The following is a 26303-nucleotide window of genomic DNA, read 5'->3' on the forward strand; positions in this document are numbered from 1 at the left end:
CTTCGGCGCGGTCCGTAAGGGCGGCGCTGGGCTCGGGCCCTGTGGATAACTTCAGCAGCGTGGACGTCGATTCTGTCAACATGAGCCATGGGGGAAATCGTTGAGGTCGACGTGGCGCAACTCCGCACCGTCGCAGACCGGGTCAGGTCCGCCGCTCACCGGATCGCCGAGATACCTTGGCCCGAGTTGAGTCCAGATGAGCTTCGCGGCGCGGCCGTCGCGGAGGCCGCCGCCACGGGGCGCGCACCGGGGTTCGCCGAGGTCGTCGTCAGCATGCGTGGCTGGGCGCTCGCGGCCCGGAGCTCCGCGGACGCGTTCGAGCGCGCGGAGCAACGCAACGGCGACCGCCTGGGGCGGTGACGCGACCGACCATCGGCCAGGCCGAAGCCTGGCGTCCCGGCGCGCTGAGCCGGCTGGCCGACGGCTGGGACCGCAACGCCCGGTTGGTGTGCGCCTACGCCGACGCCTTGGCCTCCGACTTCGGCTTCTGGACCGGTGCGGCCGCCGACACGGCCCGCGAGCGCGCGGAAAGCATTGTCGCGACGGCCGATACACTCTCGCGCGCCCTGGTGCTCGGCGCCGCGGCGGCCCGCGACGGCGCCGCCCAGATCAGTGCAGCCCGAGACGAGGTCATGGTGGTGATCTCCGCAGCGCGCGAGGAGGGCTTCGCCGTCGACGACGCCGGATCGGTTGCCGTGCACGGTCCACCCTCGCCGCTGCTGATCGCGCTGTCCGGGGGTGTCCCGGCTGTCGCCGTCGAGATGCTCACCGTGCGTGCGGCCGAGTTGAGCGGCCAACTCGATGCGGCGCTGACCCGCCTGGGCGCCGCGGACGCAGACGCAGCCGCCGACATCGCCGAGGCGTTCGCGGTACCGGCTGCCGGTCGTCAGGCCGCCGATGCCGGCGTTGTCGCCGCGTGGCCCTCCACCAGCCAGGACCGGATCGCCGCTCAGATCGCGGCCATGACGCCCGAGCAGCGGCAGCGGTTGATCGAGGATTTCCCCGCGCAGGTGGGTAACACCGACGGCGTTCCGTGGCAGATGAGGGTCGAGGCCAACCGCACCAACGTGGCGCAGGCCGTGCTGCGCGAGCCCGACCCGCAACGCCTCGCGGTGTACCGCGAGCTGCTCGGCGAGATCGACGACCCCGCAGGCGAACACGGCCGCTTGGACCGCCAGCTTCTGGCGTTCGATCCCGACCGCTCATCGCTGGTGGAACTGCATGGCAACGTCGCATCGGCCTCCAGCGTCGCCGTGTTCGTCCCGGGGCTGAACACGACGATCAACGGATCGGCGGCCAACGTCGGGACCGCCCGCAGGTTCGTTTCGGCGACCCGCGGCGACGTCGCAGCCATCACCTATCTCGGCGGTCCGTTTCCGCGCGGCGACAACGTCGTGAGTGGTCTGGCGGCAGCGGCCGACCCGCGATACGCGCTGGCCATGGCGCCGCGGCTGGTCGCCTTCACCGAGGACGTCGACCGCACGGTGGATTCCACCGGCCGCCGCATCCCGGTCACCGTCATCGGCCACTCGTACGGCGGATCGATCGTGGGCACCGCGGAGGCGTTGGGCATGACGTCGGACCGCACGATGTACGTGGCCGCCGCGGGGGCAGGTGTCGGGGTGCACGATCCCGCCGACTGGCACAACAGAAATCCGCATGTGCTGCGCTTTTCCATGACGCCGCCCGCCGATTTCATCACGGCGGTGCAGGGCATCCCGGGCGGCCCGCACGGCGCCGACCCCGACGAGATGCCCGGTGTGATCAGGCTGCCCGCGGGCCGGTACGACGACGGCCGGCCGATGGCCGGGCCGGGTGCCCACTCCGACGTGCTCAACGCGCCCTCCGACGCGTGGCGCGCGATCTTGGGAGTGATCACGGGCGATATCGGCACCGATCGTGCAACCGCGCAACACGCGGGTTGAGATCTGGCCAGAATAAGCCGGTGTGGTCGCGCAGCTCGCCGGTCGACGGGTTCCGGCTGGCCTACGACCGGTTCGGCGCCAGAGGCGCCCCACCGGTGGTTCTGCTGCACGGCTGGCCCGGCAACCGGCAGGACTATCGCCGGGTGGTGCCCCTGCTCGGGGAGGCCGCCGACGTCATCGTGCCGGATCTGCGCGGGTTCGGCGGCTCGGACAAACACGCGGTCGCGATCCGGCACTTCTACAGCGCCACCGCTCAGGCCGGCAGCGTCATCGGCCTGATCAAGGAGCTGGAACTGTCGGCAGTGGTGCTCGCCGGCTATGACGTCGGCAGTCGCGTCGCGCAGAGCATCGCTCGCATGCAGCCGGACCTGGTGCGCTCGCTGGTGCTGTCCCCGCCGCTACCCGGTGCCGGTGACAGGGTCCTGACCGCGAAGGCGCAGAGCGAGTTCTGGTATCAGGCTTTCCATCAGCTGCCGCTGGCGGCGCAGTTGCTCGACGGGAATCCCGATCTGGTTCGCGACTACCTGCGGCACTTCTGGACACATTGGTCCGGGCCAGATTTCGTCGTGACCGAGGACGATATGGAACGGCTGGTGTCCGACTACGGTTTGCCCGGCGCGTTCGCCGCGTCCATCGCGTGGTACCGCGCGGGTGCCGGGATGATCGCTCAGTCGCTCACCGAACTGCCGCCCGAGCGGGCCATCAAGATCCACGTCCCCACCGACGTGGTGTGGCCGCATCATGATCCGCTGTTCCCGGTCGCATGGTCGGACCGGGTGGGGCACTACTTCAGCGATGTCCACGTGCACTTCGCTTACGACGCAGGACATTTCACTCCGCTGGAGTGCCCCGAGCAGTTCGCCGAACTCATCCTCATCCGGGCTCGACCAGCGCCGGGGGCCGACTGACCTATTCCCCGGCGGGTTCGGAGTCCTGCGCAGTCGCCTCCGACTGCGGCAGCAGCGTTTCGAGAGCGGAGCCGGTGATCCGACGAAACGCACGGCGTGGCCGATTGGCGTCCAGGATCGCCACCTCGAGCGTCGAAGGACCCAGCACGCGTTGTTCGGAGCCACCGTTGCCGGCGGCGTGCAGCGCGTCGATCGCGATCTTCATCGCATCCTGCAGGCCGGCGTTCTCGGTGTAAGAGTCGTTGAGAGCAGCGGTGATCGGTTCCGTCGTTCCGCCCATGACCACAAAGTGGGGCTCATCGGCGATCGACCCGTCATAGGTGATGCGGTACATCTCCGGAGGTTTCGATTCGCCGTAGTGGGCGACCTCCGCGACACACAACTCGACCTCGTAGGGCTTGGCCTGCTCGGTGAAGATCGTTCCGAGCGTCTGGGCGTAGATGTTGGCCAGCTGACGCCCGGTGACGTCGCGTCGGGCGTAGGCGTATCCCCGGGTGTCGGCGTACTGGATGCCACCGCGGCGCAGGTTGTCGAACTCGTTGAAACGCCCGACGGCGGCGAACCCGACCCTGTCGTAGAGCTCGCTCACCTTCTGCAGCGAGCGTGACGGGTTCTCGGCGACGAACAGCACACCGTCGGCGTAGGCGAGCGCCACGACGCTGCGCCCCCTGGCGATGCCCTTGCGCGCGAGCTCGGAACGCTCGCGCATCGCCTGCTCGGGCGAGATGAAATAGGGAAAGCTCACGAATCTCCCCGCGCATCGGTCGAACGGTGAACGACGTCCGGGCCGAACGTGTCAGCGCGCGAACGGTTTTCGATCACCGAACGGGCGAACTCCGCGATGCGCTCCTCAGTCACCTCTTCGGCGCCTTCGGCATCGATGATCACCGCCGTCGGGTAGATACCGCGCACGAGGTCGGGCCCGCCGGTCGCCGAGTCGTCGTCGGCGGCGTCATAGAGCGCTTCGATCGCCACCCGCAGCGCCGAATCTCCGTCCGTCACTTGCGAATAGAGCTTCTTCATCGACGACTTCGCGAAGATGGAGCCCGACCCCACCGACTGGTAGCCCTCTTCCTCGACGTTCCAACCGCCCGCCGCGTCGAAGGACACGATGCGCCCGGCCGCTTCCGGGTTCGGGTCGTCGACGTCGTAGCCGGCGAGCAACGGTAGCGCGACGAAACCCTGCAGAGCCGCGCCGAGGTTGCCGCGCACCATGGTCGCGAGCCGGTTCACCTTGCCGGGGAAGGTCAGCGCGACGCCTTCCAGCTTCTCGTAGTGCTCGAGTTCGACGGCATAGAGGCGGGCGAACTCGACCGCGATGGCCGCCGTTCCGGCGATGCCCGTGGCCGTGTAGTCGTCGGTGATGTACACCTTCTGCACATCGCGACTGGCGATCATGTGGCCCTGGGTGGCGCGGCGGTCCCCGGCCATGACGACGCCGCCGGGGAATTTCAAAGCGACGATCGTCGTGCCATGCGGCGCGAAGTCGGAATGAGCGTCACCTGCCTGGGCGCCTGCCCGGTGTGCGGGTAGGAGTTCGGGCGCCTGATGACGCAGAAGTTCAGAGAAGGACGACAAGTCGACGGGGACAGACGGTGCTACCGGGTAGCGGTTGCCAGGGGGGTGGGGAAAGGCCAGCTGATCGCGTTGCGGCCAGGTCACTGTCCGCCCTTCTGTACGTATGCGCGCACGAAGTCCTCGGCGTTCTCCTCGAGAACGTCGTCGATCTCGTCGAGCAGGTCGTCAGTCTCCTCGCTCAGCTTCTCGCGACGCTCCTGCCCGGCGGCCGTGCTGCCGGTGAGGTCGTCGTCCTCGCCGCCACCACCGCCACGCTTGGTCTGCTCCTGAGCCATCGCCGCCTCCTGCGTGAGTTGTCGGCGGGCTCACTGCTGCCCGCCGTGACTCCACATTACCGGTCGCCGCGCCGATTGCCTGCGATAGCGCGGTTAGTTGGTGAGCTGGTCTACCAGTTCGACGGCGCTATCCACCGAGTCCAGCAGGGCTCCCACGTGCGCCTTGCTGCCCCGCAACGGCTCAAGGGTGGGGATCCGGACCAGCGAATCACCGCCCAGGTCGAAAATCACCGAGTCCCAGCTCGCGGCGGCGATATCGGCCCCGAAACGGCGCAGGCACTCACCGCGGAAGTACGCGCGCGTGTCGGTCGGGGGGTTGTCGACCGCGTCCAGCACCTGCTGCTCGGTCACCAACCGCTTCATCGACCCCCGGGCCACCAGCCGGTTGTAGAGGCCCTTGTCCAGCCGCACGTCGGAGTACTGCAGGTCCACCAGATGTAACCGCGGCGCCGACCAGCCCAGGTTCTCACGGTGGCGGAAACCGTCCAGCAGACGCAGTTTGGCGGGCCAGTCCAGGATCTCCGCGCACTCCATCGGATCGCGTTCCAGCAGATCGAGGACGTGGGCCCACAGCTGGACGAGGTCGGCGGCGCGCGGGTCCGGATCGCGGCTGTCCACGAGCTTGGCCACGCGGTCGAGGTACATCCGTTGCAGCGCAAGGCCGGTCACCTCGCGACCGTCGGCCAGCGCGACGGTGGCGCGCAGCGACGGGTCCCGGCTGATCACATGCACCGCGTGCACGGGACGGGCCAGCGCGAGATCGCTGAGGTCCATCCCCTCTTCGATCAGGTCCAGCACCAGCGCGGTGGTGCCGAGCTTGAGATACGTCGAGGTTTCCGACAGGTTCGCGTCGCCGATGATCACGTGCAACCTGCGGTACTTGTCGGCGTCGGCGTGCGGCTCGTCGCGGGTGTTGATGATGCCGCGCTTGAGCGTCGTCTCGAGACCGACTTCGACCTCGATGTAGTCGGAGCGCTGCGACAGCTGAAAGCCCGGTTCGTCGCCAGAGGGACCGATGCCCACCCGCCCGGAACCGGTCACGACCTGGCGGGACACCAGGAAGGGGGTCAGTCCGGCGATCACCGCGGAGAACGGGGTCTGCCGGCTCATCAGGTAGTTCTCGTGCGACCCGTAGGAGGCGCCCTTGCCGTCGACGTTGTTCTTGTAGAGCTGCAGTTTCACGGCGCCGGGCACGCTGGCGACGTGCCGCGCGGCGGCCTCCATCACCCGCTCGCCCGCCTTGTCCCAGATCACGGCGTCCAGCGGATCGGTGCACTCGGGTGCCGAGTACTCCGGATGCGCGTGGTCGACGTACAGGCGGGCGCCGTTGGTCAGGATCATGTTCGCCGCTCCGACCTCGTCCGCGTCGACGACGGGCGGCGGGCCGGCCGACCGGCTGAGGTCGAAACCACGGGCGTCGCGCAGAGGCGATTCCACCTCATAGTCCCAGCGCGTGCGCTTGGCCCGCTGGATCCCGGCCGCCGCGGCGTACGCGAGCACGGCCTGTGTGGAGGTCAGAATCGGATTCGCGGTCGGGTCGGACGGCGACGAGATGCCGTACTCGACCTCGGTCCCGATGATCCGTTGCATGCCGTCAAGCCTAGGTGACGACGGAAAGTAGCCTGCGAGCGTGCCATCCGATCCGGTCGTTCCCGCCCACCTCGACGCAACGCAACGTCAGGCTGCCGAACGCTGGTTCCTCGCGCATGGCCTGCCGGCGGTGCTGCGGCCCAGCCGTTCGGTGCGCCAACTGTGGTCACGCTCGGCCCCCGCCCTGGCCGCGTTCGCGGTGCTGATGGCCAACACCATCGCGGTGGTGTCGTTGACGGGCCAACACGCGATCGACATCGACGGCCGGCCGACGCGCGGCGAATGGTTCGTGCTGGTGCTGCTGATCCTGGTGCTGCCGGCTGCCGCGACGCTCGGCTGGTGGGTGTCGCGCATCCCTCTACAGCGCGGTCGACTCGTGGCCGCCGCGGTCGCCGTTGCCGTCGCTGTGCTCGGAGGTGTGTTCGGCGGTCCGAGCCCGCATCTGTCGAGGAACCTGGTGTGGGTGGCGGTGTCCATCGCGGCGATATTGGCACTCACCGCGGGTGGCGTCGGCTCGATCTTGGGCTGGGCCGCTCGGGTGACTCTCGCGCATCTGTCCGCGGCGGGGTCGCTGCTGCTGCGCGCGCTGCCCGTGCTGCTGCTGACGTTCCTGGTGTTCTTCAACTCACCTGTGTGGCTGATGGGGGCGACGATCTCGCGCATGCGGCTCTGGGTGGCGCTGTCGTTTCTCACTGCGATCGCGGCGGCGTTCGTCGCGTCGGTGATCGTCGACCGGTTGCGTCCCATGATGTACGCCACCGATCCGGACCCGGGGCACGCCGCCAAGCTGGACGACACTCCGTTCGCCGGCATGCCCGATCCTGCGCAGGTGAAGCCGCTGAGCCGGCCCGAGCGCTGGAACGTCTACTTCGTGCTCGCGGTGTCACAACTGGCCCACATCATGGTCGTGGCGACGGTCACCGCGCTGTTGTTCCTGGTGTTGGGGTTGATCCTGCTCTCCCCCGAACTGCTTGCGGCGTGGACGCGTAACGGTTCTGCCGACGGGCGGTTCCTCGGCATGACGATCCCGGTTCCCGATGCGCTGATACAGGTGACGCTGTTCCTCGGAGCGTTGACGTTCATGTACGTCAGCGCGCGGGCGGTGGGCGACGACGCCTATCACGACCGCTTCATCGGCCCCCTGGTCGACGATCTGCGGCTCACGCTCACCGCCCGCAACCGCTACCGGGCCGCCGTTCCGGCGCGCTGAGCGCCGCTAGGAGCGGATCTCACGCACAATATGGCCGTGTCGGACATGCGTCGGGTGCACGACTGGTTCCTGCATCGCGGTCTACCGCTGGTTCTCACTCGACGGGTCCGCTCCGGTGCACTGATCGAACGCGCCGCCCCGATGGTCAGCGGCCTCGGAGCGCTGATCTCGCTGACGATGCTGCTGGCGAACCTCACCGGCGACGATCCGGATATCGGCTATGCGATCCGAATGGGGGTGCTGACCGCACTGTTGGTGGCGGCTCCCTTCGGGTTACACCTGCTGCGCCGCATCGGCACCGCGCACAGCGAGGCCGGTCGCCGGTCGGCGGCGTTGGTGGTGATGGCCGTGTTCGTCTTCGGACTTCCCTTCGCCGACAGCGGCTTCTCGGGGATCGCGGCGGTCGAGGCGGTGGGATTCGCAGTCGTCGCCGTGCTCGCAGTCTGGCTCACCTATCTCGGTATCGGGGCCATCGCCTTGTGGGCGCTTCGGTTCGCCTGGGTGCAACTCGGTGCGCTCGGAACACTGATGAGCCGGGCGCTGCCGCTGTTGATGCTCACCGTCGTCGTGTACTTCACCGGCGAGCTGTGGCAGCTGGCCGCCCGGATGCCCCGGCAACGGCTCTGGCAGACGATAGGCTTCCTGGCCCTCGTTGCGCTGATATTCGTGGTCACCACGATTCGCGACGAGGTTCGGGCGCTGCGCGAAGATCGTGCCGAGCAAGACGATCCGGCCCAGCTGCTCGAGGGTACGCCACTGGCCGTCGAGCCCGGCACGCGCCTGGAACGCACACCGCTGTCGCTGGCCGAGCAGGTCAATGTCGTTGCGGTGATGGTGTTTTCCCAGACGATTCAGGTGGTGTTCTTCACGACCGGACTGTTCGTGTTCTTCCTCGCACTGGGTATCGTGGCGATTCCCGACGACGTCGCGGTGCTGTGGTCGTCGGAGGAGGCTTGTCCGGTCGGCCAACCGCCTTGTCCGGGAACGTGGTTCGGGGTCGACGTGCCTGTGCCGCAGACCATCGTGCACGTATCCCTTTTCGTCGCCGTGCTGTCCGGGCTGTACTTCACGGTCAGCACCAGCGTGGACCCCCTGTACCGGGAGCGCTTCTTCGAGCCCTTGATCGCCGACGTCGCCGTCAGCCTGGCCGGTCGCGACGCCTACCGGACGATGGAGGCAACCCGCTGATCACCGCGAGCGTGCGGTTATGCCCTGTTGCTTACGTCTGCAACGAGTAGCTGTTGGCGAGGTCGTCCTGGGTCACGCAGGCATCCTCGGTGGCGGTGTCGATGACGAGCGGCGATGTGGGGGTACGCGCTTGATACGACCAGCCCTCGGGGAGCGACAGCCTGGCGCCGAGGCATGCGAGGTCGCTCAATTCCAGTGACGGGTCGATGGTCTGACTGTATGTCTGCATCACCCAGCGCCGGCCGTCCGGATCGACGAGTTCGTAGATCTCCCGGCCCGCGTCGAAAGTGAAGATCGCCTTGCGGTCGACCCGGTTCAGTTGATACGGGGCCGGATTCATCGACGCGAGCTTGACGGTGGCTTGCCGCAACATCTCGATACCGCCGAAGCTCTTGCGCTCCAACGTCTCCCGGCCTCTCTTGCCGATACTGCTCATCAGCCAGTACCGCGGCCCGTTGAGCAGTGTGGCGACGGCGTCGTTCTCCTGGGCGATTGCCTTCGCGTCGAGCGCATTCCACAGATCGGCCGGGCAGTCGTTGAGCGGAAACGTGTTGTACACGGTGGCTTCGGCGCCGGACGGCGTGGACTTGACGAGCAGCACTTCGCCGTACCGCTTGCCGAAAACACCGTCCGTGACCGACAGGTCGTCCTCGGACATGACGCGACCGTATCCCTCGACGCGCGCGAGCGTGCGTGAATTGCTGCACAAGCGCGGTGTGCCGTGTGCTGGGCCCACCGCGCAGCGAGGGGAACACGCGCGCTCGCGCACATAAGGAGGGCTACAGGTACTGACCCAGGTTCGACTCGGTGTCGATCGCGCGGCTGGCCGACGAGGTCTTGCCGGTGACCAACGTGCGGATGTAGACGATCCGCTCGCCCTTCTTGCCCGAAATCCGTGCCCAGTCATCGGGATTCGTGGTGTTGGGCAGGTCCTCGTTCTCGGCGAACTCGTCGACGATCGAGTCGAGCAGATGCTGGATCCGCAGACCTTTCTGCCCGGTCTCCAGCACCGATTTGATCGCATACTTCTTGGCCCGGTCGACGACGTTCTGGATCATCGCGCCGGAGTTGAAGTCCTTGAAGTACATGACCTCTTTGTCGCCGTTGGCGTAGGTCACCTCGAGGAAGCGGTTGTCGTCGATCTCCGCGTACATCCGGTCGACGACCTTCTCGATCATCGCCTTGATCGTCAGCGACCGGTCGCCGCCGAATTCGGCCAGATCGTCCTCGTTGACCGGGAGATCCTCGGTCAGATACTTACTGAAGATGTCCTGCGCCGCTTCGGCATCCGGACGCTCGATCTTGATCTTGACGTCCAGGCGGCCCGGGCGCAGGATCGCCGGATCGATCATGTCCTCGCGGTTGGAGGCACCGATGACGATGACGTTCTCCAGCCCCTCGACGCCGTCGATCTCCGAAAGCAGCTGTGGCACAACCGTCGTCTCCACATCGGAGCTCACGCCGGTGCCACGGGTACGGAAGATCGAATCCATCTCGTCGAAGAACACGATCACCGGGGTGCCCTCGGACGCCTTCTCCCGCGCGCGCTGGAAGATCAGCCGGATGTGCCGCTCGGTCTCACCGACGAACTTGTTCAGCAGCTCCGGGCCCTTGATGTTGAGGAAGTAGCTCTTGGCCTCGCGGGCGTCGTCGCCACGCACCTCGGCCATCTTCTTGGCCAGCGAGTTGGCCACCGCCTTGGCGATCAGCGTCTTACCGCAGCCGGGCGGACCGTAGAGCAGCACACCCTTGGGCGGGCGCAGCGAGTACTCGCGGTACAGCTCCTTGTGCAAGAAGGGCAGCTCGACGGCGTCGCGGATCTGCTCGATCTGCCTGCCGAGGCCGCCGATGTCGTTGTAGCTGACGTCGGGCACCTCTTCGAGGACGAGGTCTTCGACCTCGGCCTTGGGGATGCGCTCGAACGCGTATCCGGCCTTGGTGTCGACCAGCAGCGAGTCCCCCGGCCGCAGCTTGCGAGGACGGCTGTCGTCGGCCAGGTCGTCGTCGTAGCCGTCGGGCAGGTCCTCGGCGGCGACCAGCGGCTCGGCGAGCCAGACGATGCGCTCCTCATCCGCATGCCCGACCACCAGCGCGCGGTGGCCGTCGGACAGGATCTCGCGCAAAGTGCTGATCTCGCCGACCGCCTCGAAGTTGCCCGCCTCGACGACCGTCAGGGCTTCGTTAAGGCGGACGGTCTGGCCCTGCTTGAGCGTTTTGGTGTCGATGTTCGGCGAGCACGTCAGCCGCATCTTGCGCCCGGACGTGAACACGTCGACGGTGTCGTCGTCCTGAACGCCCAGCAACACGCCGTAACCACTCGGCGGCTGACCCAGGCGGTCGACCTCCTCGCGCAATGCGAGGAGCTGCTGACGGGCCTCCTTGAGCGTCTCCATCAGCTTGGCGTTGCGAGCGGCGAGTGAGTCGATGCGGGCCTCGAGCTGGTGGACATCTCGGGCGCTGCGCAGACCACTCTGGGGGCCGACCGCGTTCTCCAACTGCTCTCGCAGGACCGCGGCCTCCCGGCGGAGCTCCTCGAGCTCTGCCGCGTCCTCACTGGACAAGCCGGATCCACGGGTGTCGAAACCCTCCGCGGAAGCGTCAGAACGCTCCGATTCACTCATGTTGCGCCCCTCCCCGCACCGAGAGTTGGTGCAGTAACAACTTCAAAGCTACCGGCGATTCAGCCTTCGTGTGCGGTGTACCAATTCGACACACTGGCACCACTGTTAACCTCTCTGATGTGTTGGGCCGACCGAAAGGAAAATCGTGACCCTGAAAGCCCTCGTTACCGGCGTCGCAGCGGCCGCTGTCGTCGGCGGTGCCGCGGCAGGTGTGACGTCCATTGCATCCTCGAACGTCGCCTCCGCACCGACTGTCGCTCCGGTCGTCTGGGACGTTCCGATGCCGCAAGCCCCGGCACCCGACCTCGAAGGCCCGCTTCTGCAGACGCTGCAGGCGCTGGGCACGTCCGGGACGGCCGCCAGTAAGGCGCCGTACGTCCAGGGCGGCATCGGACGCATCGAGAGCCGCGTCGCCGACACCAAACTTCGCGAGGCGGCGGCCGAAGGCAAGTTCCCGTTGACGTTCTCGCTGGCGAATGTCGCCCGAAATGGTGCCGTTGTGTCGGCCGATGTCACCGCGACCTCCGCGACCGGCGGTACGGCCAGCCAGAACATCCAGTTCGTGCCCGGGCCGAGCCCGACCGGCTGGCAGATGGCCAAGCAGTCCCTGATGGCGCTGCTGGCCTCCGTCGGCTAGGAGCCCGGTGCGTCGCACCTCCCGTTTTGCAGTCCTGAGCGCCGTCGCGTTTGCGGCGGCGCTCGGGCTATGCGGATGTGGCGCCGACGAACCGCAACCCCAGCCGCCCGCCGCGGCGGAGTCCTCGCCACCGAGCGCTGCGCCCCCGCCGACGGTGCCGGACCCCGGGTCGACGGTCGCGCCCCTGCCGCCTCCCGAGGCGCTCACCGACGTGCTCGCGCGGATCGCCGACCCCAACATTCCCCCGGCTGACAAACTCCAGCTGATCGAGGACGCCACTGCAGCCGACGGCGAATCGATGGACAAGTTCGCAATCGCGCTGCGCGACGGCGGCTACGCGCCGGTCACCTTCGAGGCGAGGGATCTGACATGGGCCGACGGCGCGAACGGTGTCGTCCAGGCGATCGTCACGGTCAGGAGCGCCAACCCGGCGGCGGGCGAGTTCACGTTCCCGATGGAGTTCCGCTTCGCCGACAACCGTTGGCAGCTGACTCGTTCGACGACCGATGCGCTGTTGCAGCTCGGTCCGGTCCCCACACCGACACCGACGCCGTGAGCCGTCGATGTGGATCGGCTGGCTCGAATTCGACCTGCTGCTCGGCGACGTGCGGTCGCTCAAGCAGAAGCGCTCTGCGATCCGGCCGGTGATCGCCGAACTGCAGCGGCGGTTCGCCGTCTCGGCCGCCGAAACCGGTACCCAGGAGCTGCACCGGCGGGCCAATGTCGGGGTGGCTCTGGTGGCCGCCGACCGCGCACACGTCGTCGAGGTGCTCGACGCCGCCGAGCGCCTGGTGGCCGCGCGCCCGGACTTCGAGCTGCTGTCGGCCCGGCGCGGCTTGCGGCGCAGCACCGACGACTGACCGGCGCGTAACGGGGGCGGGGCGTTGACCGGTTGATCGCCCTCAGCTCATGAGTGCAATCAACCCCTCAAGGTCAGCCGCCGAGCTGTCGTTTGCGTCGCAACGGCATCGGCGCCACCGCGCCCGGCGCCAACTTGCGCACGGTGACCAAGAACGCGGTATGGCCACGCATCGTGTGCTGCGGACGCACCGCCAGACCGACGACGTGCCAATTGCGTTGCATACTCTCCCAGGCCCGCGGCTCGGTCCAGCACTGCTGCTCGCGTAGCGCCTCGACCACCCGCGACAGCTGGGTGACCGTCGCGACGTAGATCATCAGCACGCCTCCGGCGACGAGCGCATCGGCGACGGTGTCCAACACCTCCCAGGGAGCGAGCATGTCGAGGACGGCGCGATCGACCTCCGGCCCGCTGTAGGTGGTCAGGTCGGCGACCACGAGCTCCCAGTTCGGCGGGGCCTCACCGAAAAGGGTCGCGACGTTGCGCTCGGCGTGATGAGCGTGGTCCTCGCGGACCTCGTAGGAGATCACCCGTCCCTCGGGACCGACGGCCCTCAGCAGCGAGCACGTCAGCGCGCCTGAGCCGGCACCGGCCTCCAACACCCGGGCGCCGGGGAAGATGTCGCCCTCGTGCACGATCTGGGCGGCGTCCTTGGGGTAGACCACCTGGGCGCCGCGCGGCATCGACATCACGTAGTCGACGAGCAGAGGCCGCAGTACGAGGAACTGGTCGCCGCTGGTGGACTTGACCACGCTGCCCTCGGGCAGCCCGATCACCGAGTCGAGCGCGATGACGCCCCGATGGGTATGGAACTCCCCGCCGGGCGTCAACACCATCGTGTAGTGACGGCCTTTGGCGTCGGTGAGCTGCACCCGATCGCCGATGGCGAACGGACCGGTCCTTGGCACAGTCCTTCAGCCTGCCAGTAGACGCGCCGCCGCGAGTACCGGGGTTGTCGGACACCGGTCTTAGGCTTGCGCTATGAACGACCGGGACGTGCAGAAGATGCGACGCCCGGCGCTGTCCCCATCGCGGGCCGCCGACTTCAAGCAGTGCCCCTTGCTGTACCGCTTCCGCGCGATCGACCGGCTGCCTGAGCCGTCGTCGGTCGCCCAAGTCCGCGGTTCGGTGGTGCACGCGGCACTCGAGCAGCTGTTCGCGCTGCCGGCCACCCAGCGCGGTCCGGAAACCGCGATGACGCTTGTCGAGCCGGCATGGGACCGCATCGTCGCCGAACAACCCGGCATCGTCGACGAGTTCGCACCTGAGGTGCGGGCCACGCTGCTGACGGAGGCGCGCGCTCTGCTGGCCGACTACTACCGGCTCGAAGATCCGACCCGCTTCGACCCGCAGGGGTGCGAACAACGTATCGAGGTCGAACTCGAGGACGGGACGCTGCTGCGCGGATTCGTCGATCGCATCGACGTCGCCCCTACGGGTGAGATGCGGGTGGTCGACTACAAGACCGGTAAGGCGCCGCCCGAGGCGCGGGCACTCGCGGAGTTCAAGGCCATGTTCCAGATGAAGTTCTACGCGGTGGCGCTGTGGCGCTCGCGTGGTGTGGTACCGGCGCGGCTGCGGCTGCTGTACCTGGCCGACGGTCAGATCCTCGACTACACCCCGGACCTCGAGGAGCTGGCGCGGTTCGAGAAGACCCTGACCGCTATCTGGCGGGCGATTCAGAATGCCGGCGCCACAGGCGATTTCCGTCCGCAGCCGTCGGCGCTCTGCGACTGGTGCGCCCACCACGCGCACTGCCCGGTGTTCGGTGGTACACCGCCGCCGTATCCGGGCTGGCCCGAGGTACCCGATGAGGGGTCGCCGACCGCTGAGGACATCGTGCTCCGCGCAGCGGAGCCTGCTGCGTGACCGACTCTCACTACCGGCGCATCGGCACGGACGACGAGTTCGAGATCTTCGAGTCCACCAACGGCACCCGCAGCAACTGGAATCCCGAACTTCAGCACGGTTCACCACCATTGGCGCTGATGACCAAACACATCGAGGAGCTGGCCGGCGACTCGGGTCTGCGCATCGGCCGGTTGACCCTGGACATCCTGGGCGCTATACCCGTCGCGCAGGTGCGGGTCCGGGCATGGGTCGAGCGCCCGGGAGCGCGAATCTCGCTGATGGTGGCCGAGATGTGTCACACCCGGCCCGACGGCACTCGGCGCGCGGTTGCCCGTGTCACCGCATGGCTGTTGGCGACCAGCGACACGGCCGACGCGGCCACCGACCGCTATCCGCCACTTGTCGAGGGCGATGCCGTCGCGGTGCCACACGGCTGGGTCGGCGCGAAAGGTTACCTGGAGACGGTGAGCTGGCGGCGCCAACCCGACACCGGCGAAACCGGCAACGTGGTCTGGTTGAGTCCACTTGTGCCACTTGTTGATTCGGAGCCGACGACGGCGCTGCAGCGGCTCGCGATGGTCGTGGACAGCGCCAACGGCGCGGGTGCGGCGTTGGACCCGGAGTCCTTCGTGTTCATGAACACCGACACCGCTGTGCATTTGCACCGCCTGCCGACGGGCGACGCCTTCGCGGTGCGCGCCCGCGGCTCGATCGGCCCGGATGGAATCGGGGTGACCACTGCCGAACTTTTCGACCGGCAGGGTTTCATCGGCACCTCGGCGCAGACGCTACTGGTGCAGCGGCGACCGTGAGCGTGACAGTTGTGTGTCACTCCCTCGCCGGTGGTGGCGGCCGCGCTCTGCGAGATATGCCTCGTTGAGGGCGCGCTCGGCGGCGATCCGGCGTCGGGGGCGTCGACGCCGAGGCATCGTCGATCGAAGCCAGTCGGCAGCCGGGCTCGCACGTCCAGGGGTGAAGATTTGCGACGATGTGAGGGCGTCCGCCTTCCCGCTCAGAGTCTGGCTTCATCTGCGGCCGGGGGCGGATGCCAGGCGCGCCATTCCGCGGAGGATCCACGGTGTGTGCCTCGCCATCACGGCCAGGGCTCGGTCGGAGCGGCGCATGGCGCTCCGCGGACCCGGGGTGGGCGTTGATGCTAGTTCGGCTTCGAGTGATCCTGTCCGCGTGCCGAGGCGATCGACCGCAAAGAGTTGCCACGTGCCGGGCACACCCCGCAACTCGACGCTGCCGCGGTCCTCGAAGCCCGTGCCGGAACCGACGACCAGGTCACGAACGGTGCGTGAGACGACGATGTCGCCAGCATCGGCCCGGTCGAGGATCCGCGCCGCAATGTGCACGGCGATCCCCCCGATGTCGTTGTCCAGCAGCAGTTCGCACTCGCCGGTGTGGATACCGGCGCGGATCTCGATGCCCAATGTCGCGGCCTCCGCGCACAAGGCGTTGGCGCAGCGAATGGCCCGAGTAGGTCCTTCGAATGTGATCAGGTGCCCGTCGCCGGTGTGCTGCACCACGGTGCCGCCGAATCGTTCGGTGAGGTCGGTGGTGATTCCACGAAAACGCTGCAGCACCGCTCGCCACCGTTCGTCGCCCATAGCCGCGGCACGTGTGGTCGAGGCAACGATGTCCGTGAACAACACAGTCCGTAGGGCGCGATGTGACTGGGTTGTTGCGGCGTGGCTGCCGGTCAGTAGTTCCTCGATTTCGGCCGCGATCCTGTCTGGCTCCGTGAACCACGGCGCATGGTCGACGCCAGCGAGATCAACCATGCGTGCCCCGGGAATGTGATCGGCAAGGTATCGGCCGCACTGCACTGGAACCACAGGGTCGTCGCACGCGTGAAGAACGAGTGTCGGCACATCGACCGTGGGCAGGATTGGCCTGACATCGATCCGAAATCCTGCCGCGGCTGTCGTTCGCGCCATCCCTGGGCTGGCGAACATGCGCTCCAACATTCCGGCTACGCGTGTCGAGCGGACACCAGAAATGACTGTCTTGGATGCCTCACCGCTGCCCCATGCCGATCGGATGGCCCGGAGGAATCGCTGCGCGTGGGCGATCCACTCCACCGACGCCACGTAGTCCTCACCCAGCTCGCGCACCGCGCGCGCCCGCAACTCCACCGGGTCGAGTTCGACGTCATCCCAGGCGTGGAAGAAGTTGTACGCCGTCGTACCGGCGAGAATCAATGCCCGCGTTCGGGCCGGTCTCGTTGTGGCGAAGAGAATGGCAGCCGGGCCGCCTTCGCTCACACCGAGAAGGGCCGCCTTCCCGAAGCCCGCGGCATCCATGACGGCCTCGATCTCGGCTGCTCGGTCGTCCAGTGTAGGAAGCCGTGGGACGGGGTCCGACAATCCCACTCCGGCCTTGTCGAACAGGAGGATGCGAGCGAACTTGCCCAAATTCTCCATTAGGGACTCGAATTCGGGGAGCGTCCAATACAGCTCGACGTGGCTGGCGAACGACCCCGCCCACACCAACTCCACGGGGCCCTCACCGAACACCTGATACGCCAGGCTGAGATCGCCGCAAGGTGCATACGACGTTTCCGCCACAGCGATCAGCGTACTGCGGCCCGACACTCGACGTACCTTCCAATGCATCATCCCCCGGGCACGACAACGGCGGCTCACCGCGCACATCGGCGCTTGCGAGATCCGCGGCGCGATGACATCGGCGGAATCGCGGTGCACATCGGCGCGCGAGTGAGCGCGCGGGCCGGACCGAATGGGGTATTGGTGTCGTGCACGTTGCGCGACCTGGTTGATGGGGTCGGGTTTGGGGTCGAGGACCGCGGCCCGCACGAACTCGAGGGCGTTCGGCCGACGGCAGCTGTCAGCTGTCGTGTCGACATGACGATGATGGTGAGAACGTCGGCGGCTCAGTGCTGTATCACAGAGGGATCGACCCTTGTAGGGCCTTCGCCGCAAGTGCATGCGTGCGGGCGAACTTCTTCAGCCGGCGGGAGAAGTTGTGGAAGAGCACGACTTGGACGCCTCGTTCCTCAAGGAGGCGAACGAAGTCGATCAGCGCCTCCTCGCTGGAATGCGCGGTCCAGGGACTTGTATCGATGCCCTGCCCGACTAGGTCCGCACCTCGCCCGATCGACAGCACTCGCGCCTCTGGTGGCGCGGCGAATCGATCGCCTGAGGCGTTTGGATCTATGAGCCAGATCCGGCGACCCGCTGGTAGGGCTTGAGTATGGTCGAGCCAATAGAGCCAAACAGACTCTGCCCACGCTGACATAGATCTGCCGTACTGCGCCCGAAGCAGCGGATCAAGGGATAAATGATCTCGGCGGATGAAGGCGTCGTGCACGGCTTTTACGACGCTGCGCACTGTCCCGGAGGCGAGGTAACTGACCGTGCCCCGTAACGGACTTTCCTTCCCGATGTGGAAGAGGTCAGCGAGCGCGTACGTCAGTTGATCTGGTGCACCGACCAATACGATGTCGGAAGCCCCAAGCGACAACACCTCTCCAGCCACTTCGTGGTTGCTCGCACCAGCCGGCCGTCCGGCCATCGTGGCGTCAAGCAGAACTGTGCATTGACGATCCTGCGGCAAAACGTCGAGGAGCTCTGCCTCTACAGAGTGACGCGCGGTCCGCAATACGACATCGCCTGTGTAAAGCAGAGCACGACGCCCATCGTCGAGCAGGTACGCGACCGAACCTGGAACATGCGGCACCGAGACAACCTGAACCTGGATGGCGCCGATCCGGAAATCCAGGCCAGGTTCGACCAGCGTGAGGTGGCCGATCCTTTCGACACGCGAGCCGAGAAGGAGACAAGTGATCTTCGACATGATGACGGGCAGTCCGCCGATGAAACCGTCCAAAACGGCGCCGGCATGATCGCGATGCCCGTGCGAAAGCAAGACTGCTACGTCATCCGAGTCCCCGACGAGTTCGGGTCCGAAGCCCACATCGAGGAGTGCTGACCCTGTGTCGAATCGCACCCGAATTGCGGTCCCGGCCTCAGCACCGGATCCTGCGGACTCGACCGATACCATCGACGAGGGGCCGTCTATCTCGAGGCCGACCGACTTGGGCACGCGGCTGCGCACCCACCTCGCACTCGCCAGTCGTTCGCCGGTCACCAAGGGGTACCACCCAGTCTCAGCAACGACGTCTGACGCGCGATGATGTAGCACCTCCCGTATGACTGGGTCCGACAGGGTGGAGCAGAGGGCAATCGTGTACCGAAACCCGTCGTCGCCGTGGACAAAATCGATGAGGCGAACCCCTGTGATATTGGACGCTGGTTGGCCGAAGAGCTTCCAAACCGTGTCGAGGAACCCGGCCGCGGGCAATGGAGAAGGGCGCGACTCAACGGAGAGCAATTCCCGTGCGCGCTTCCTTGGGCCGAACCAGGCCTTGGTGGTCCGCTCGACAATCGGGTTCCATGCGGCCGATCTCTGATCCGCCATGGCTCTCCATCCTCACCGCGCGTTGACACAAATGGTAGATAGGCCCAGCCGCTGTCCGAGACGAATGGACCGCGTCACCGACCTGTTACACCAAGCCTTCGGTTCTGATAAGCAAGCTGATCGAGGCGTTCGAGTTGGATCCCGGCGACGCACTTGCGGTGCGCGAACTTCCACTGACCTTCGTGCCGCGAATACCGGGTTTGTGCAGCGTTGCCGGCAGTGCGACGTCGCCGCGATCCATCGCACGACAGTATCGGAGAACGAGATCGCGGATCTCGTCCTTGGCGATCAGTGCGTCGGAATACGAGACCGCCGTGGGCATGCATCGACGAAATTCGAACGTCGGTCAGGCCAGCGGCGTCATCTCCTGCAGCATCGTCGGCACCAACTCACTGACCGTCGGGTGGATGTGCATCGTGCGCGAGATCGCGGTGTAAGGCTCCTCGGCGGTCATGATGTCGAGAATCGAGTGGATCACCTCGTCACCACCGACGCCGAGGATCGCCGCGCCCAGGATCTGCTCGGTCTCCGCGTCGACGACCACCTTCATGAAGCCCTGCGTTTCCCCCTTTTCCACCGCGCGACCGACCCGTGTCATCGGACGCTTGCCGATCAACGCCTTTCGCCCCGACTCACGCACCTGCGCCTCGGTCATCCCCGCCCGGCCCAGCGGCGGGTCGATGTAGAGCGCATACGTCGTGATGCGGTCGCTGACGCGACGCGGGTCGTCGTCGAGGAGGTTTGCCGCGACGATCTCGAAGTCGTTGTACGACGTGTGCGTGAACGCACCCTTGCCGTTGCAGTCGCCCATGGCCCAGATGTGTTCGACATTGGTGCGCAACTGATCGTCGACGACGATGTAACCGCGGGCGTCTGTTTCGACTCCCGCATTCTCAAGCCCGAGGTCGTCGGTGTTCGGCGTGCGTCCGACCGCGACGAGCAGATGGGTCCCTGCGATCGGCGGAGCACCGTCGCTCGCGATGACCTCGAAGCCGCTGTGGGTCTTGGTGAATCGGATCGCGTCGGCGTCGAGGACGATATCGATGCCCTCGGCCTCCAGGATGTCTTTCACCGCGGCCGAGACGTCCTCGTCCTCACGCGAGGCCAGCCGCGGCCCCTTCTCCACGACGGTGACCGCTGCCCCGAAGCGGCGGTACATCTGCGCGAACTCCAGCGCGATGTAGCTACCGCCGATGATGACGAGATGCTCGGGAACCGTGTCGATTTCGAGAATGCCGACATTCGTGAGGTAGTCGATGTCGGCGAGCCCGGGCATGTCGGGTGCGACGGCGCGCCCGCCGACGTTGAGGAAGATACGGTCCCCGTGGAGAATCCGGTCGTCGACGCTGATCGTGTGCGGATCGGAGAAGCGTGCGTGGCCGCGGATGAACGTGCACCCGTCCATGCCTTCGAGCCAGGACTCGACGCCGTCACGGTCACCGAGCACGATATTGTCCTTGCGCGCCTTGACCTTCGCCATATCGACGCGCACGTCGCCTGTGCCGACACCGTATTCGGCGCCCCGGCGGGCCAGGTGGGCGGCATGCGCGCTGGCCACCAGAGTCTTGGTGGGTATACATCCGGTGTTCACGCATGTTCCGCCGACGAGTTTGCGTTCGATCACCGCGACCTTCTGTCCCGCCTGCGTGAGCCTACCCGCCAGCGGCGGTCCGGCCTGCCCGGCGCCGACGATGATCGCGTCGAATTGCTCTGTCACAGTTCGCCCTTCACACCAGGCTGACCAGGAACGCGATCAGGAAGCCGCCCCCCACCGCGACGATGTCTTCGAGTATGGCGCCCGGGCGGTCCTGACCGTTGCGCAGGTCGGCGAAACGCTGACGTGCGGCCGCTCCGCCCATCGTGCCCAGCACCGCGCCGATGAGACCCGCTCCGAGCGCACTGTACGTATGAAAGGACGCACTGCCGATCACCGCTCCCGCGAATGCGCCCATGATGAGCCGCGTGATGAATTGCGGCGCCGTCCTACGGCTGGGTGTGCTCGGCAGCTGATCGGTGACCAGTTCGATGAGCAGGAAGATGGTCAACACCGTGACCGTGACCGGATGAGCCATCCACTCCGACCATTTCCCGTCCACGTCGATCCACCCCAGCAGTGCGCCCCAGGACACCACCGCCGGTGCGGTGAGTGCGCGCAGGCCGGCTATGACGCCGACCAGCAATGCGAGTACCAGAATCAGGACCTGCGTCATAGCGACCTCCGGCCGGTGTTATGGACCTCCGGACGCTAACACGCAGGCTGGACCGGGTCGCGCCGAATCACAAGCGACAGAATCGAATGTCGGAGGCCAGGATCGCCTTGGCGCCGATCGAGGCGAGTTCGTCCATGATCTTGTTGACGTCGCGGCGAGGCACCAACGCGCGCACCGCCACCCACGCCGGGTCTGCGAGCGGAGCGATCGTCGGCGACTCCAAACCGGGGGTCACCGCCGTCGCGCTGTCGAGCACGCTGCGGGGGCAGTCGTAATCGAGCATCAGGTACTGCTGGCCACGAACCACACCCTGCACACGGGCCACCAACTGGGCGCCGGTGGGGCTGTCCGTCGCGCCATCCCGCTCGATCAGCACCGCCTCTGAGTCACAGAGGGAATCGCCGAACGCCACGAGGTTGTGCAGTCCCAATGTGCGTCCGGAGCCGACCACGTCGGCGATCGCGTCGGCGACGCCGAGCTGCACGGAGATCTCCACCGCCCCGTCGAGCCGGATCACCGTCGCCTCAATGCCCCGCGCCGCCAGATCTTTTCGCACCAGGTTCGGGAACGCGGTCGCGATCCGCTTACCCGCCAAATGCTCGACCCGCCAATCGCGTCCGGCCGGCGCCGCATACCGGAACGATGACGAGCCGAAGCCCAACGCCAATCGCTCCCGCACCGGCGCATCCGATTCGGCGGCCAGATCGCGGCCGGTGATCCCGAAATCCAGTTGCCCCGATCCGACATAGATCGCAATGTCCTTGGGGCGCAGGAAGAAGAACTCGACATTGTTGACCGGATCGACGACCGTGAGGTCTTTCGGGTCGGTGCGGCGCCGGTAACCGGCTTCGGAGAGGATCTCGCTGGCCGGTTCGGAGAGTGTGCCCTTGTTGGGGACGGCGACGCGAAGAGGGGACATCGGCGAGGAGCCTCTCGGGCGAAGAGCAGACATCACAGCTTCTCGTAGATGTCGTCGAGTGTGAGGCCGCGCGAGAGCATCAGCACCTGTGTCCAGTACAGGAGCTGGCTGATCTCCTCGGCGAGCGCGTCATCGCTTTCGTGTTCGGCCGCCAGCCACACCTCGCCGGCTTCCTCGAGGATCTTCTTGCCGATCCCGTGCACGCCGCCGTCCAGTGCGGCGACGGTGCCGCTACCGGCGGGGCGGGAACGGGCGCGTTCGCTGAGCTCAGCGAACAGGGCGTCGAAGGTCTTCACGGCACGCGATTGTGTCACGCTCGCACCCGTCAGGTCACGCCGGTTTGCCTGCCCCCGTCACGCACGCGCCATGTGCAGTGCGGCGCGGTGACTGAACAACAGGGACGCCCCGATCGGATTCCCTCCACCGGGGTAGGTCTCCCCGGACACGGCCGCCATCGTGTTGCCCGCCGCATACAGCCCGGGGATGGGCCGATCGGAGGTGTCGAGGACGCGGGCGTCGGTGTCGGTGCGCAGCCCGCCCTTGGTGCCGAGATCGGACACCCCGAACGCCGCCGCGCGGTACGGCGGGGTGTCGATAGGTACAAGCGGCGACGCGCCACCGGTGAAGGCCCGGTCGAACGATTCGCGACCGCGACCGAAGTCCTCGTCGACCCCGCGCGCGGCGAACTCGTTGAACCGGCGCACCGTGTCCTCCAATTGCGTTGCCGGAACACCGATCTGGTCGGCAAGCCCCGCCAACGTGTCGGCCTGGACCCACAACCCCCGGATTCGGTACTCGTCGCTCGGCGAGAAGGACACGTTGGTGGCCATGACGGGCGGCTGTTCACCGGCTCGGCTGTCATACACCATCCAGTACGGCGATCCCGCCGTGCCGTCTTTCGTTGCCCGCAGGATCGCGCGGCCCAGCCGGTCGTACGGCGCTGACTCGTTGACGAAGCGCCGACCGGACCGGTCGACGAAGATACCGCCGGTGAAACACAACGCGAACGCGGCGCGACCGTCCGGATGGATCAACCCCGGCGACCACCAGGCCTGGTCCATCAGGTCCACGCTGGCCCCGACGGCGATCGCGGCCCGATGCGCCAAACCCGTGTTGGCCGGGGCGCCCATGGTGTCGCGGGCGCTTCCGGGGACGCCGAATTCGGCCCGCATCGCGGCGTTCTGTTCGAAGCCGCCTGTGGCGAGCAGCACCCCGCGCCGTGCCGTGATCGTGCGACGCTGGCCGTCGCGCTCCACCACCGCACCGACGACGCGACCGCCGTCGACGACCAACTCGACAAGACTGGTGGACAAATGGGCGGTCACGACCGGGTTGTCGGCCATCGCCCACAGGAACCGTCCGACCAACGCCCGGCCGCCGGTGAGCAGATCGGGCTGCGGCGCCCCGAGGCGTTCATGGTCCAGTGGCCCACGGACCAGGCCGGCGAACCGGCCGAGTCGCTCGTCTGGTACCGCCTTGGAGACGATGTGGCGCATGCCGTCGGTGCGCGCCCCGGGCGCCGAACTGTAGTAGTCGGGCCACGGCAGAATTTTGAACGCGAAGTGCTCGTCGCGTTCGAGGTAGTCGATCAGCGCGGCGCCGCCTCGGACATAGGTCTCCTGAAGAGCCGCGGGCGTGCGATCGCCGACGACCTCGCGGTAGTAGCGCAGCGCGTCGTCCATCGAGTCGTCGCAGCCGGCGCGGGCGAGCACCGCATTGCACGGATACCACATTCCGCCGCCGCCGGAGTAGGCGAATGTGCCGCCGAACCGGTCGGTGGCTTCCACGATCGCGACCGAAAGTCCCTCTCGCGCAGCGGTATAGGCTCCGGCCAGTGCTCCCGCGGAGCCGGCGACCACGACGTCGACCGACTCGTCGATGCCGGTCAGACGCTCTCCTCCTGCGGTGCGACCTCGGTGCCCATGTCCTCGAGGTGCTTGCCCTTCGTTTCGGCGACGAACTTCCATACAAACAGGAACGACAGCACCGCGCAGATCGCGTAGAAGCCGTAGGCGATGCCGAGCGAGAAGTCACCGAGTGCGGGGAACGACGCCGTGATCGCGCAGTTCGCGATCCACTGCGCTGCGGCGGCCAGGCCCAGCGCCGCGCCGCGGATGCGATTGGGAAACATCTCACCGAGCAGCACCCAGACCACCGGACCCCAGGACATGCCGAACGACACCACGAACAGGTTCGCGGCCACCAGCGCTATCGGACCGGCGATTCCGTCCAGGCTCGGCTGTCCGTCGACCACCGGCGCCGTGCCGAAGATGACCGCCATCGTGCCGAGGGTGATGGCCATGCCCGTCGACCCGACCAACAGCAACGGCTTGCGTCCGACCTTGTCGATCAGCGCGATTGCGATCAGTGTGGTGACGATGTTGGTGATCGAGGTGATCACGGTGATCAGGAACGCCTGGCCCTCCCCGAATCCGACGGCCTCCCACAGCACGTTCGAGTAGTAGAAGATCACGTTGATGCCGACGAACTGCTGAAACACCGACAGCAGCACACCCACCCAGACGATGCCGTAGAGCCCCCCGGTGGGCTTGCGCAGATCACGCCACGACGGCGGCTTCTCCGACTTCAGCGATTCCCTGATGCGCGTGATCGTCAGTTCGAGGTTTTTTTCTCCCAGCAACCGCGTCAGCACTCGCCGCGCCTCCGGAATGCGGTATGTGGCAACGAGATAGCGCGGTGATTCGGGAATCGTGAACGCCAGCAGACCGTAGACCACCGCGGGCACCGCCATCACGAGGAACATCCAGCGCCAGGCCGGCAACCCAAGCCAGAGTTCCTCGCGCGACCCGCCTGCGATGTGGGCCAGCAGAGCATCGATTGCCAGCGAGATGAAAATGCCCGAGACGATGGCCAGCTGTTGCAGCGAGCCCAGCCTGCCCCGGATCCGCGGCGGTGAGGTTTCGGCGATATAGGCCGGAGCGATGACCGAAGCCACGCCGACGCCGATACCACCTACGACCCGGAAGAGCCCGAACATCCAGATGTTGGTCGCCAGGCCGGTGCCGAAGGCGCTGATGAAGAACAGCAGCGCGGCGATCTTCATCACCGACAGTCGGCCGATCTTGTCGGCGAGTCGGCCGGCGACCACCGCACCCAGAGCGGCGCCGATCAGGGCCGCGGCAACGGCGAAGCCCGTCACGGCCTTGGTGGTCTGGAAGTGGTCCTCGACCGCCGCGACCGCGCCGTTGATGACCGCGCTGTCGTAGCCGAACAGCAGGCCGCCCAGCGCCGCGACAGACGCGATGAGGACGACGCGGCCGCTGTGCTCCGATTCCTCGTAATCCACGCCGGCCGTGGGATCGCCGGCGGGTCCGTGAGTCATGTGAGGCCTTTCCACAACATCGCGTGATGGACGTCACATTCAATCACAGCACCGGTTGTCAGGCGGTCCGTTCTCCGGGCCTCGTCACCAGTTCGGAATGGACCCGGCGAAGGTCCGAGACACGCAATCCGGCGAGCGAGGAAACCTGCCGTCGGCGCGGCCCGGTGGGTACCGCTACGTCGTTGAGCACCACCAGCACCGGGCATCCGGCAGCCTCGGCGGCCGCCGTGCCGGTGACCGAGTCCTCGACCGCCAGACACGCCGCCGGATCGAGTCTCAGAAGCGCCGCCGCACGCTCATACACGTCGGGCGCGGGTTTGCCGCTAGCCACCTCGTCGGCGCAAACCGTCACCGAAAAATAATGCAAGCCAATACTTTCCAATGCCCTTTCGGTCAATGCGCGCAGAGTATTCGTCACGAGTGCGACCGCAATACTCTCTGCGGCAAGCTCTTCCAGCAACTCCTGTGCCCCGTCGCACCATGGCAGACCGTTGTCGAACAGTTCTGCGGTGTAGTCGTGCAGCCATCGGCTCGATTCGGCCATGGCTCGCGGATCGTGCTCGAGGCCGAGGTCGGTGTACACCGTCCGAATGGTGTCCTCGGCGGAGCCGCCGACCAGCGCCTCGCGCACCTGTGGGGTCAGATCACCACCGAGATCGGTGTACAGCGCCGCCAGCGAGATATCCCAGAGCTTCTCGGAATCGACGAGGGTGCCGTCCATGTCGAAGAGGACGGCGCACAGC

General features: G+C 66.9%; 27 protein-coding genes and 1 pseudogene. 11 read left to right on the forward strand and 17 right to left on the reverse strand.

The annotated features are described in order from the left end of the window. Window positions 1–87: 87 nt before the first annotated feature. The 3 genes from AU193_RS00405 to AU193_RS00415 are packed head-to-tail and all read left to right on the forward strand — an operon-like array spanning window position 88 to window position 2833. On the forward strand, window positions 88–360 hold the full coding sequence (locus AU193_RS00405; protein ID WP_064420371.1) for a hypothetical protein: 273 nt from the start codon (window positions 88–90) through the stop codon (window positions 358–360). Then, window positions 357–1925 (forward strand): alpha/beta hydrolase, encoded by a 1569-nt coding sequence (locus tag AU193_RS00410; RefSeq protein ID WP_064420372.1) that lies wholly within the window; start codon window positions 357–359, stop codon window positions 1923–1925. Before AU193_RS00405 ends, AU193_RS00410 begins: the two co-directional genes overlap by 4 nt. Window positions 1926–1945: 20 nt before the next feature. Beyond that, window positions 1946–2833 (forward strand): alpha/beta fold hydrolase, encoded by an 888-nt coding sequence (locus AU193_RS00415; RefSeq protein ID WP_064420373.1) that lies wholly within the window; start codon window positions 1946–1948, stop codon window positions 2831–2833. Between the two features lies 1 nt (window position 2834). Here the strand turns inward: AU193_RS00415 and prcA are convergent, their stop codons facing one another. The 4 genes from prcA to dop all read right to left on the reverse strand — a co-directional run bounded on the left by prcA (window position 2835) and on the right by dop (window position 6276). Then, window positions 2835–3578 (reverse strand): proteasome subunit alpha, encoded by a 744-nt coding sequence (prcA, locus tag AU193_RS00420; protein WP_064420374.1) that lies wholly within the window; start codon window positions 3576–3578, stop codon window positions 2835–2837. Next, window positions 3575–4495 carry a proteasome subunit beta gene (gene prcB / locus AU193_RS00425; protein ID WP_064420375.1) on the reverse strand — a complete coding sequence of 307 codons (921 nt, stop codon included), beginning with the start codon at window positions 4493–4495 and terminating at the stop codon, window positions 3575–3577. The genes prcA and prcB overlap by 4 nt, the downstream gene beginning before the upstream one ends. Further along, window positions 4492–4686, reverse strand: a complete 195-nt coding sequence (locus AU193_RS00430) for a ubiquitin-like protein Pup (RefSeq protein WP_064420376.1) — start codon at window positions 4684–4686, stop codon at window positions 4492–4494. Before AU193_RS00430 ends, prcB begins: the two co-directional genes overlap by 4 nt. A 93-nt stretch (window positions 4687–4779) precedes the next feature. Further along, window positions 4780–6276, reverse strand: a complete 1497-nt coding sequence (gene dop, locus AU193_RS00435) for a pup deamidase/depupylase (RefSeq protein WP_064420377.1) — start codon at window positions 6274–6276, stop codon at window positions 4780–4782. Window positions 6277–6316: 40 nt separating this feature from the next. On the opposite strand from dop, the gene AU193_RS00440 reads away from it, so the two are divergent. Both AU193_RS00440 and AU193_RS00445 read left to right on the forward strand, forming a co-directional pair. Then, on the forward strand, window positions 6317–7486 hold the full coding sequence (locus AU193_RS00440; protein WP_064420378.1) for a hypothetical protein: 1170 nt from the start codon (window positions 6317–6319) through the stop codon (window positions 7484–7486). Between the two features lie 30 nt (window positions 7487–7516). Beyond that, window positions 7517–8674: a hypothetical protein gene (locus AU193_RS00445; protein WP_064420379.1), complete on the forward strand. Its 1158-nt coding sequence runs from the start codon at window positions 7517–7519 to the stop codon at window positions 8672–8674. 31 nt (window positions 8675–8705) lie between these two features. On the opposite strand, the gene AU193_RS00450 is transcribed toward AU193_RS00445, so the two are convergent. After that, window positions 8706–9332, reverse strand: coding sequence for a hypothetical protein (locus AU193_RS00450; protein ID WP_064420380.1), 627 nt, complete (start codon window positions 9330–9332; stop codon window positions 8706–8708). Between the two features lie 121 nt (window positions 9333–9453). Beyond that, a complete protein-coding gene (arc, locus tag AU193_RS00455; protein ID WP_064420381.1) occupies window positions 9454–11295 on the reverse strand; it encodes a proteasome ATPase in 1842 nt (613 codons plus the stop codon). Between the two features lie 145 nt (window positions 11296–11440). Here arc and AU193_RS00460 point away from each other — a divergent pair, with 145 nt between their 5' ends. The 3 genes from AU193_RS00460 to AU193_RS00470 are packed head-to-tail and all read left to right on the forward strand — an operon-like array spanning window position 11441 to window position 12792. Next, window positions 11441–11932: a hypothetical protein gene (locus tag AU193_RS00460; RefSeq protein ID WP_064420382.1), complete on the forward strand. Its 492-nt coding sequence runs from the start codon at window positions 11441–11443 to the stop codon at window positions 11930–11932. Between the two features lie 7 nt (window positions 11933–11939). After that, window positions 11940–12488, forward strand: a complete 549-nt coding sequence (locus AU193_RS00465; RefSeq protein ID WP_156425065.1) for a hypothetical protein — start codon at window positions 11940–11942, stop codon at window positions 12486–12488. A 7-nt stretch (window positions 12489–12495) separates the two neighbouring features. After that, window positions 12496–12792 carry a DUF503 domain-containing protein gene (locus AU193_RS00470; protein ID WP_064420383.1) on the forward strand — a complete coding sequence of 99 codons (297 nt, stop codon included), beginning with the start codon at window positions 12496–12498 and terminating at the stop codon, window positions 12790–12792. Window positions 12793–12865: 73 nt separating this feature from the next. Here AU193_RS00470 and AU193_RS00475 read toward each other — a convergent pair whose 3' ends face one another. Beyond that, window positions 12866–13699: a tRNA (adenine-N1)-methyltransferase gene (locus tag AU193_RS00475; protein WP_172798162.1), complete on the reverse strand. Its 834-nt coding sequence runs from the start codon at window positions 13697–13699 to the stop codon at window positions 12866–12868. Window positions 13700–13772: 73 nt separating this feature from the next. On the opposite strand from AU193_RS00475, the gene AU193_RS00480 reads away from it, so the two are divergent. Both AU193_RS00480 and AU193_RS00485 read left to right on the forward strand, forming a co-directional pair. After that, window positions 13773–14660: a RecB family exonuclease gene (locus AU193_RS00480; RefSeq protein ID WP_064420384.1), complete on the forward strand. Its 888-nt coding sequence runs from the start codon at window positions 13773–13775 to the stop codon at window positions 14658–14660. After that, on the forward strand, window positions 14657–15454 hold the full coding sequence (locus AU193_RS00485) for a thioesterase family protein (RefSeq protein ID WP_064420385.1): 798 nt from the start codon (window positions 14657–14659) through the stop codon (window positions 15452–15454). Before AU193_RS00480 ends, AU193_RS00485 begins: the two co-directional genes overlap by 4 nt. A 213-nt stretch (window positions 15455–15667) precedes the next feature. Here AU193_RS00485 and AU193_RS00490 read toward each other — a convergent pair whose 3' ends face one another. Then, window positions 15668–17215, reverse strand: a complete 1548-nt coding sequence (locus AU193_RS00490) for an adenylate/guanylate cyclase domain-containing protein (protein ID WP_064420623.1) — start codon at window positions 17213–17215, stop codon at window positions 15668–15670. 70 nt (window positions 17216–17285) lie between these two features. On the opposite strand from AU193_RS00490, the pseudogene AU193_RS23465 reads away from it, so the two are divergent. Next, window positions 17286–17516: pseudogene (locus tag AU193_RS23465) on the forward strand (hydrolase); the annotation flags it as partial. Between the two features lie 36 nt (window positions 17517–17552). Here AU193_RS23465 and AU193_RS22990 read toward each other — a convergent pair. From AU193_RS22990 to AU193_RS00540, 9 genes are all read right to left on the reverse strand, one after another. Further along, the gene (locus tag AU193_RS22990; protein WP_156425066.1) at window positions 17553–19088 is read right to left on the reverse strand and encodes a hypothetical protein; all 1536 of its coding nucleotides are present in this window, start codon (window positions 19086–19088) and stop codon (window positions 17553–17555) included. 85 nt (window positions 19089–19173) lie between these two features. Beyond that, a complete protein-coding gene (locus AU193_RS00505; protein WP_064420388.1) occupies window positions 19174–19410 on the reverse strand; it encodes a hypothetical protein in 237 nt (78 codons plus the stop codon). A gap of 24 nt (window positions 19411–19434) precedes the next feature. Continuing rightward, entirely contained in the window at window positions 19435–20805 is a 1371-nt protein-coding gene (locus AU193_RS00510; RefSeq protein ID WP_064420389.1) for an FAD-containing oxidoreductase, read from the reverse strand. A 10-nt stretch (window positions 20806–20815) separates the two neighbouring features. Further along, window positions 20816–21298, reverse strand: a complete 483-nt coding sequence (locus tag AU193_RS00515; protein ID WP_064420390.1) for a DUF4126 family protein — start codon at window positions 21296–21298, stop codon at window positions 20816–20818. 67 nt (window positions 21299–21365) lie between these two features. Then, a complete protein-coding gene (gene hisG / locus AU193_RS00520; protein ID WP_064420391.1) occupies window positions 21366–22217 on the reverse strand; it encodes an ATP phosphoribosyltransferase in 852 nt (283 codons plus the stop codon). Between the two features lie 32 nt (window positions 22218–22249). Continuing rightward, window positions 22250–22531, reverse strand: coding sequence for a phosphoribosyl-ATP diphosphatase (locus tag AU193_RS00525; RefSeq protein WP_064420392.1), 282 nt, complete (start codon window positions 22529–22531; stop codon window positions 22250–22252). 39 nt (window positions 22532–22570) lie between these two features. Then, a complete protein-coding gene (locus tag AU193_RS00530; RefSeq protein ID WP_064420624.1) occupies window positions 22571–24106 on the reverse strand; it encodes an FAD-binding protein in 1536 nt (511 codons plus the stop codon). Further along, window positions 24103–25560 (reverse strand): sugar porter family MFS transporter, encoded by a 1458-nt coding sequence (locus tag AU193_RS00535; RefSeq protein ID WP_064420393.1) that lies wholly within the window; start codon window positions 25558–25560, stop codon window positions 24103–24105. Before AU193_RS00535 ends, AU193_RS00530 begins: the two co-directional genes overlap by 4 nt. A gap of 58 nt (window positions 25561–25618) precedes the next feature. Beyond that, on the reverse strand, window positions 25619–26302 hold the full coding sequence (locus AU193_RS00540) for an HAD family phosphatase (protein ID WP_064420625.1): 684 nt from the start codon (window positions 26300–26302) through the stop codon (window positions 25619–25621). Window position 26303 lies beyond the last annotated feature (1 nt).

This window comes from Mycobacterium sp. GA-1285 (assembly GCF_001499905.1).
In the GTDB taxonomy this organism is placed as follows: Bacteria; Actinomycetota; Actinomycetes; order Mycobacteriales; family Mycobacteriaceae; genus Mycobacterium.

Excerpts from the sequence above, each read along its gene's own strand:
- AU193_RS00405 (WP_064420371.1), top strand. The coding sequence starts at position 88 with ATGGGGGAAATCGTTGAGGTCGACGTGGCGCAACTCCGCACCGTCGCA.
- AU193_RS00430 (WP_064420376.1), bottom strand. The coding sequence starts at position 4,686 with ATGGCTCAGGAGCAGACCAAGCGTGGCGGTGGTGGCGGCGAGGACGAC.
- dop (WP_064420377.1), bottom strand. The coding sequence starts at position 6,276 with ATGCAACGGATCATCGGGACCGAGGTCGAGTACGGCATCTCGTCGCCG.
- AU193_RS00445 (WP_064420379.1), top strand. The coding sequence starts at position 7,517 with ATGGCCGTGTCGGACATGCGTCGGGTGCACGACTGGTTCCTGCATCGC.
- AU193_RS00450 (WP_064420380.1), bottom strand. The coding sequence starts at position 9,332 with ATGTCCGAGGACGACCTGTCGGTCACGGACGGTGTTTTCGGCAAGCGG.
- arc (WP_064420381.1), bottom strand. The coding sequence starts at position 11,295 with ATGAGTGAATCGGAGCGTTCTGACGCTTCCGCGGAGGGTTTCGACACC.
- AU193_RS00470 (WP_064420383.1), top strand. The coding sequence starts at position 12,496 with ATGTGGATCGGCTGGCTCGAATTCGACCTGCTGCTCGGCGACGTGCGG.
- AU193_RS00480 (WP_064420384.1), top strand. The coding sequence starts at position 13,773 with ATGAACGACCGGGACGTGCAGAAGATGCGACGCCCGGCGCTGTCCCCA.
- AU193_RS22990 (WP_156425066.1), bottom strand. The coding sequence starts at position 19,088 with ATGGCGGATCAGAGATCGGCCGCATGGAACCCGATTGTCGAGCGGACC.
- AU193_RS00505 (WP_064420388.1), bottom strand. The coding sequence starts at position 19,410 with ATGCCCACGGCGGTCTCGTATTCCGACGCACTGATCGCCAAGGACGAG.
- AU193_RS00515 (WP_064420390.1), bottom strand. The coding sequence starts at position 21,298 with ATGACGCAGGTCCTGATTCTGGTACTCGCATTGCTGGTCGGCGTCATA.
- hisG (WP_064420391.1), bottom strand. The coding sequence starts at position 22,217 with ATGTCCCCTCTTCGCGTCGCCGTCCCCAACAAGGGCACACTCTCCGAA.
- AU193_RS00535 (WP_064420393.1), bottom strand. The coding sequence starts at position 25,560 with ATGACTCACGGACCCGCCGGCGATCCCACGGCCGGCGTGGATTACGAG.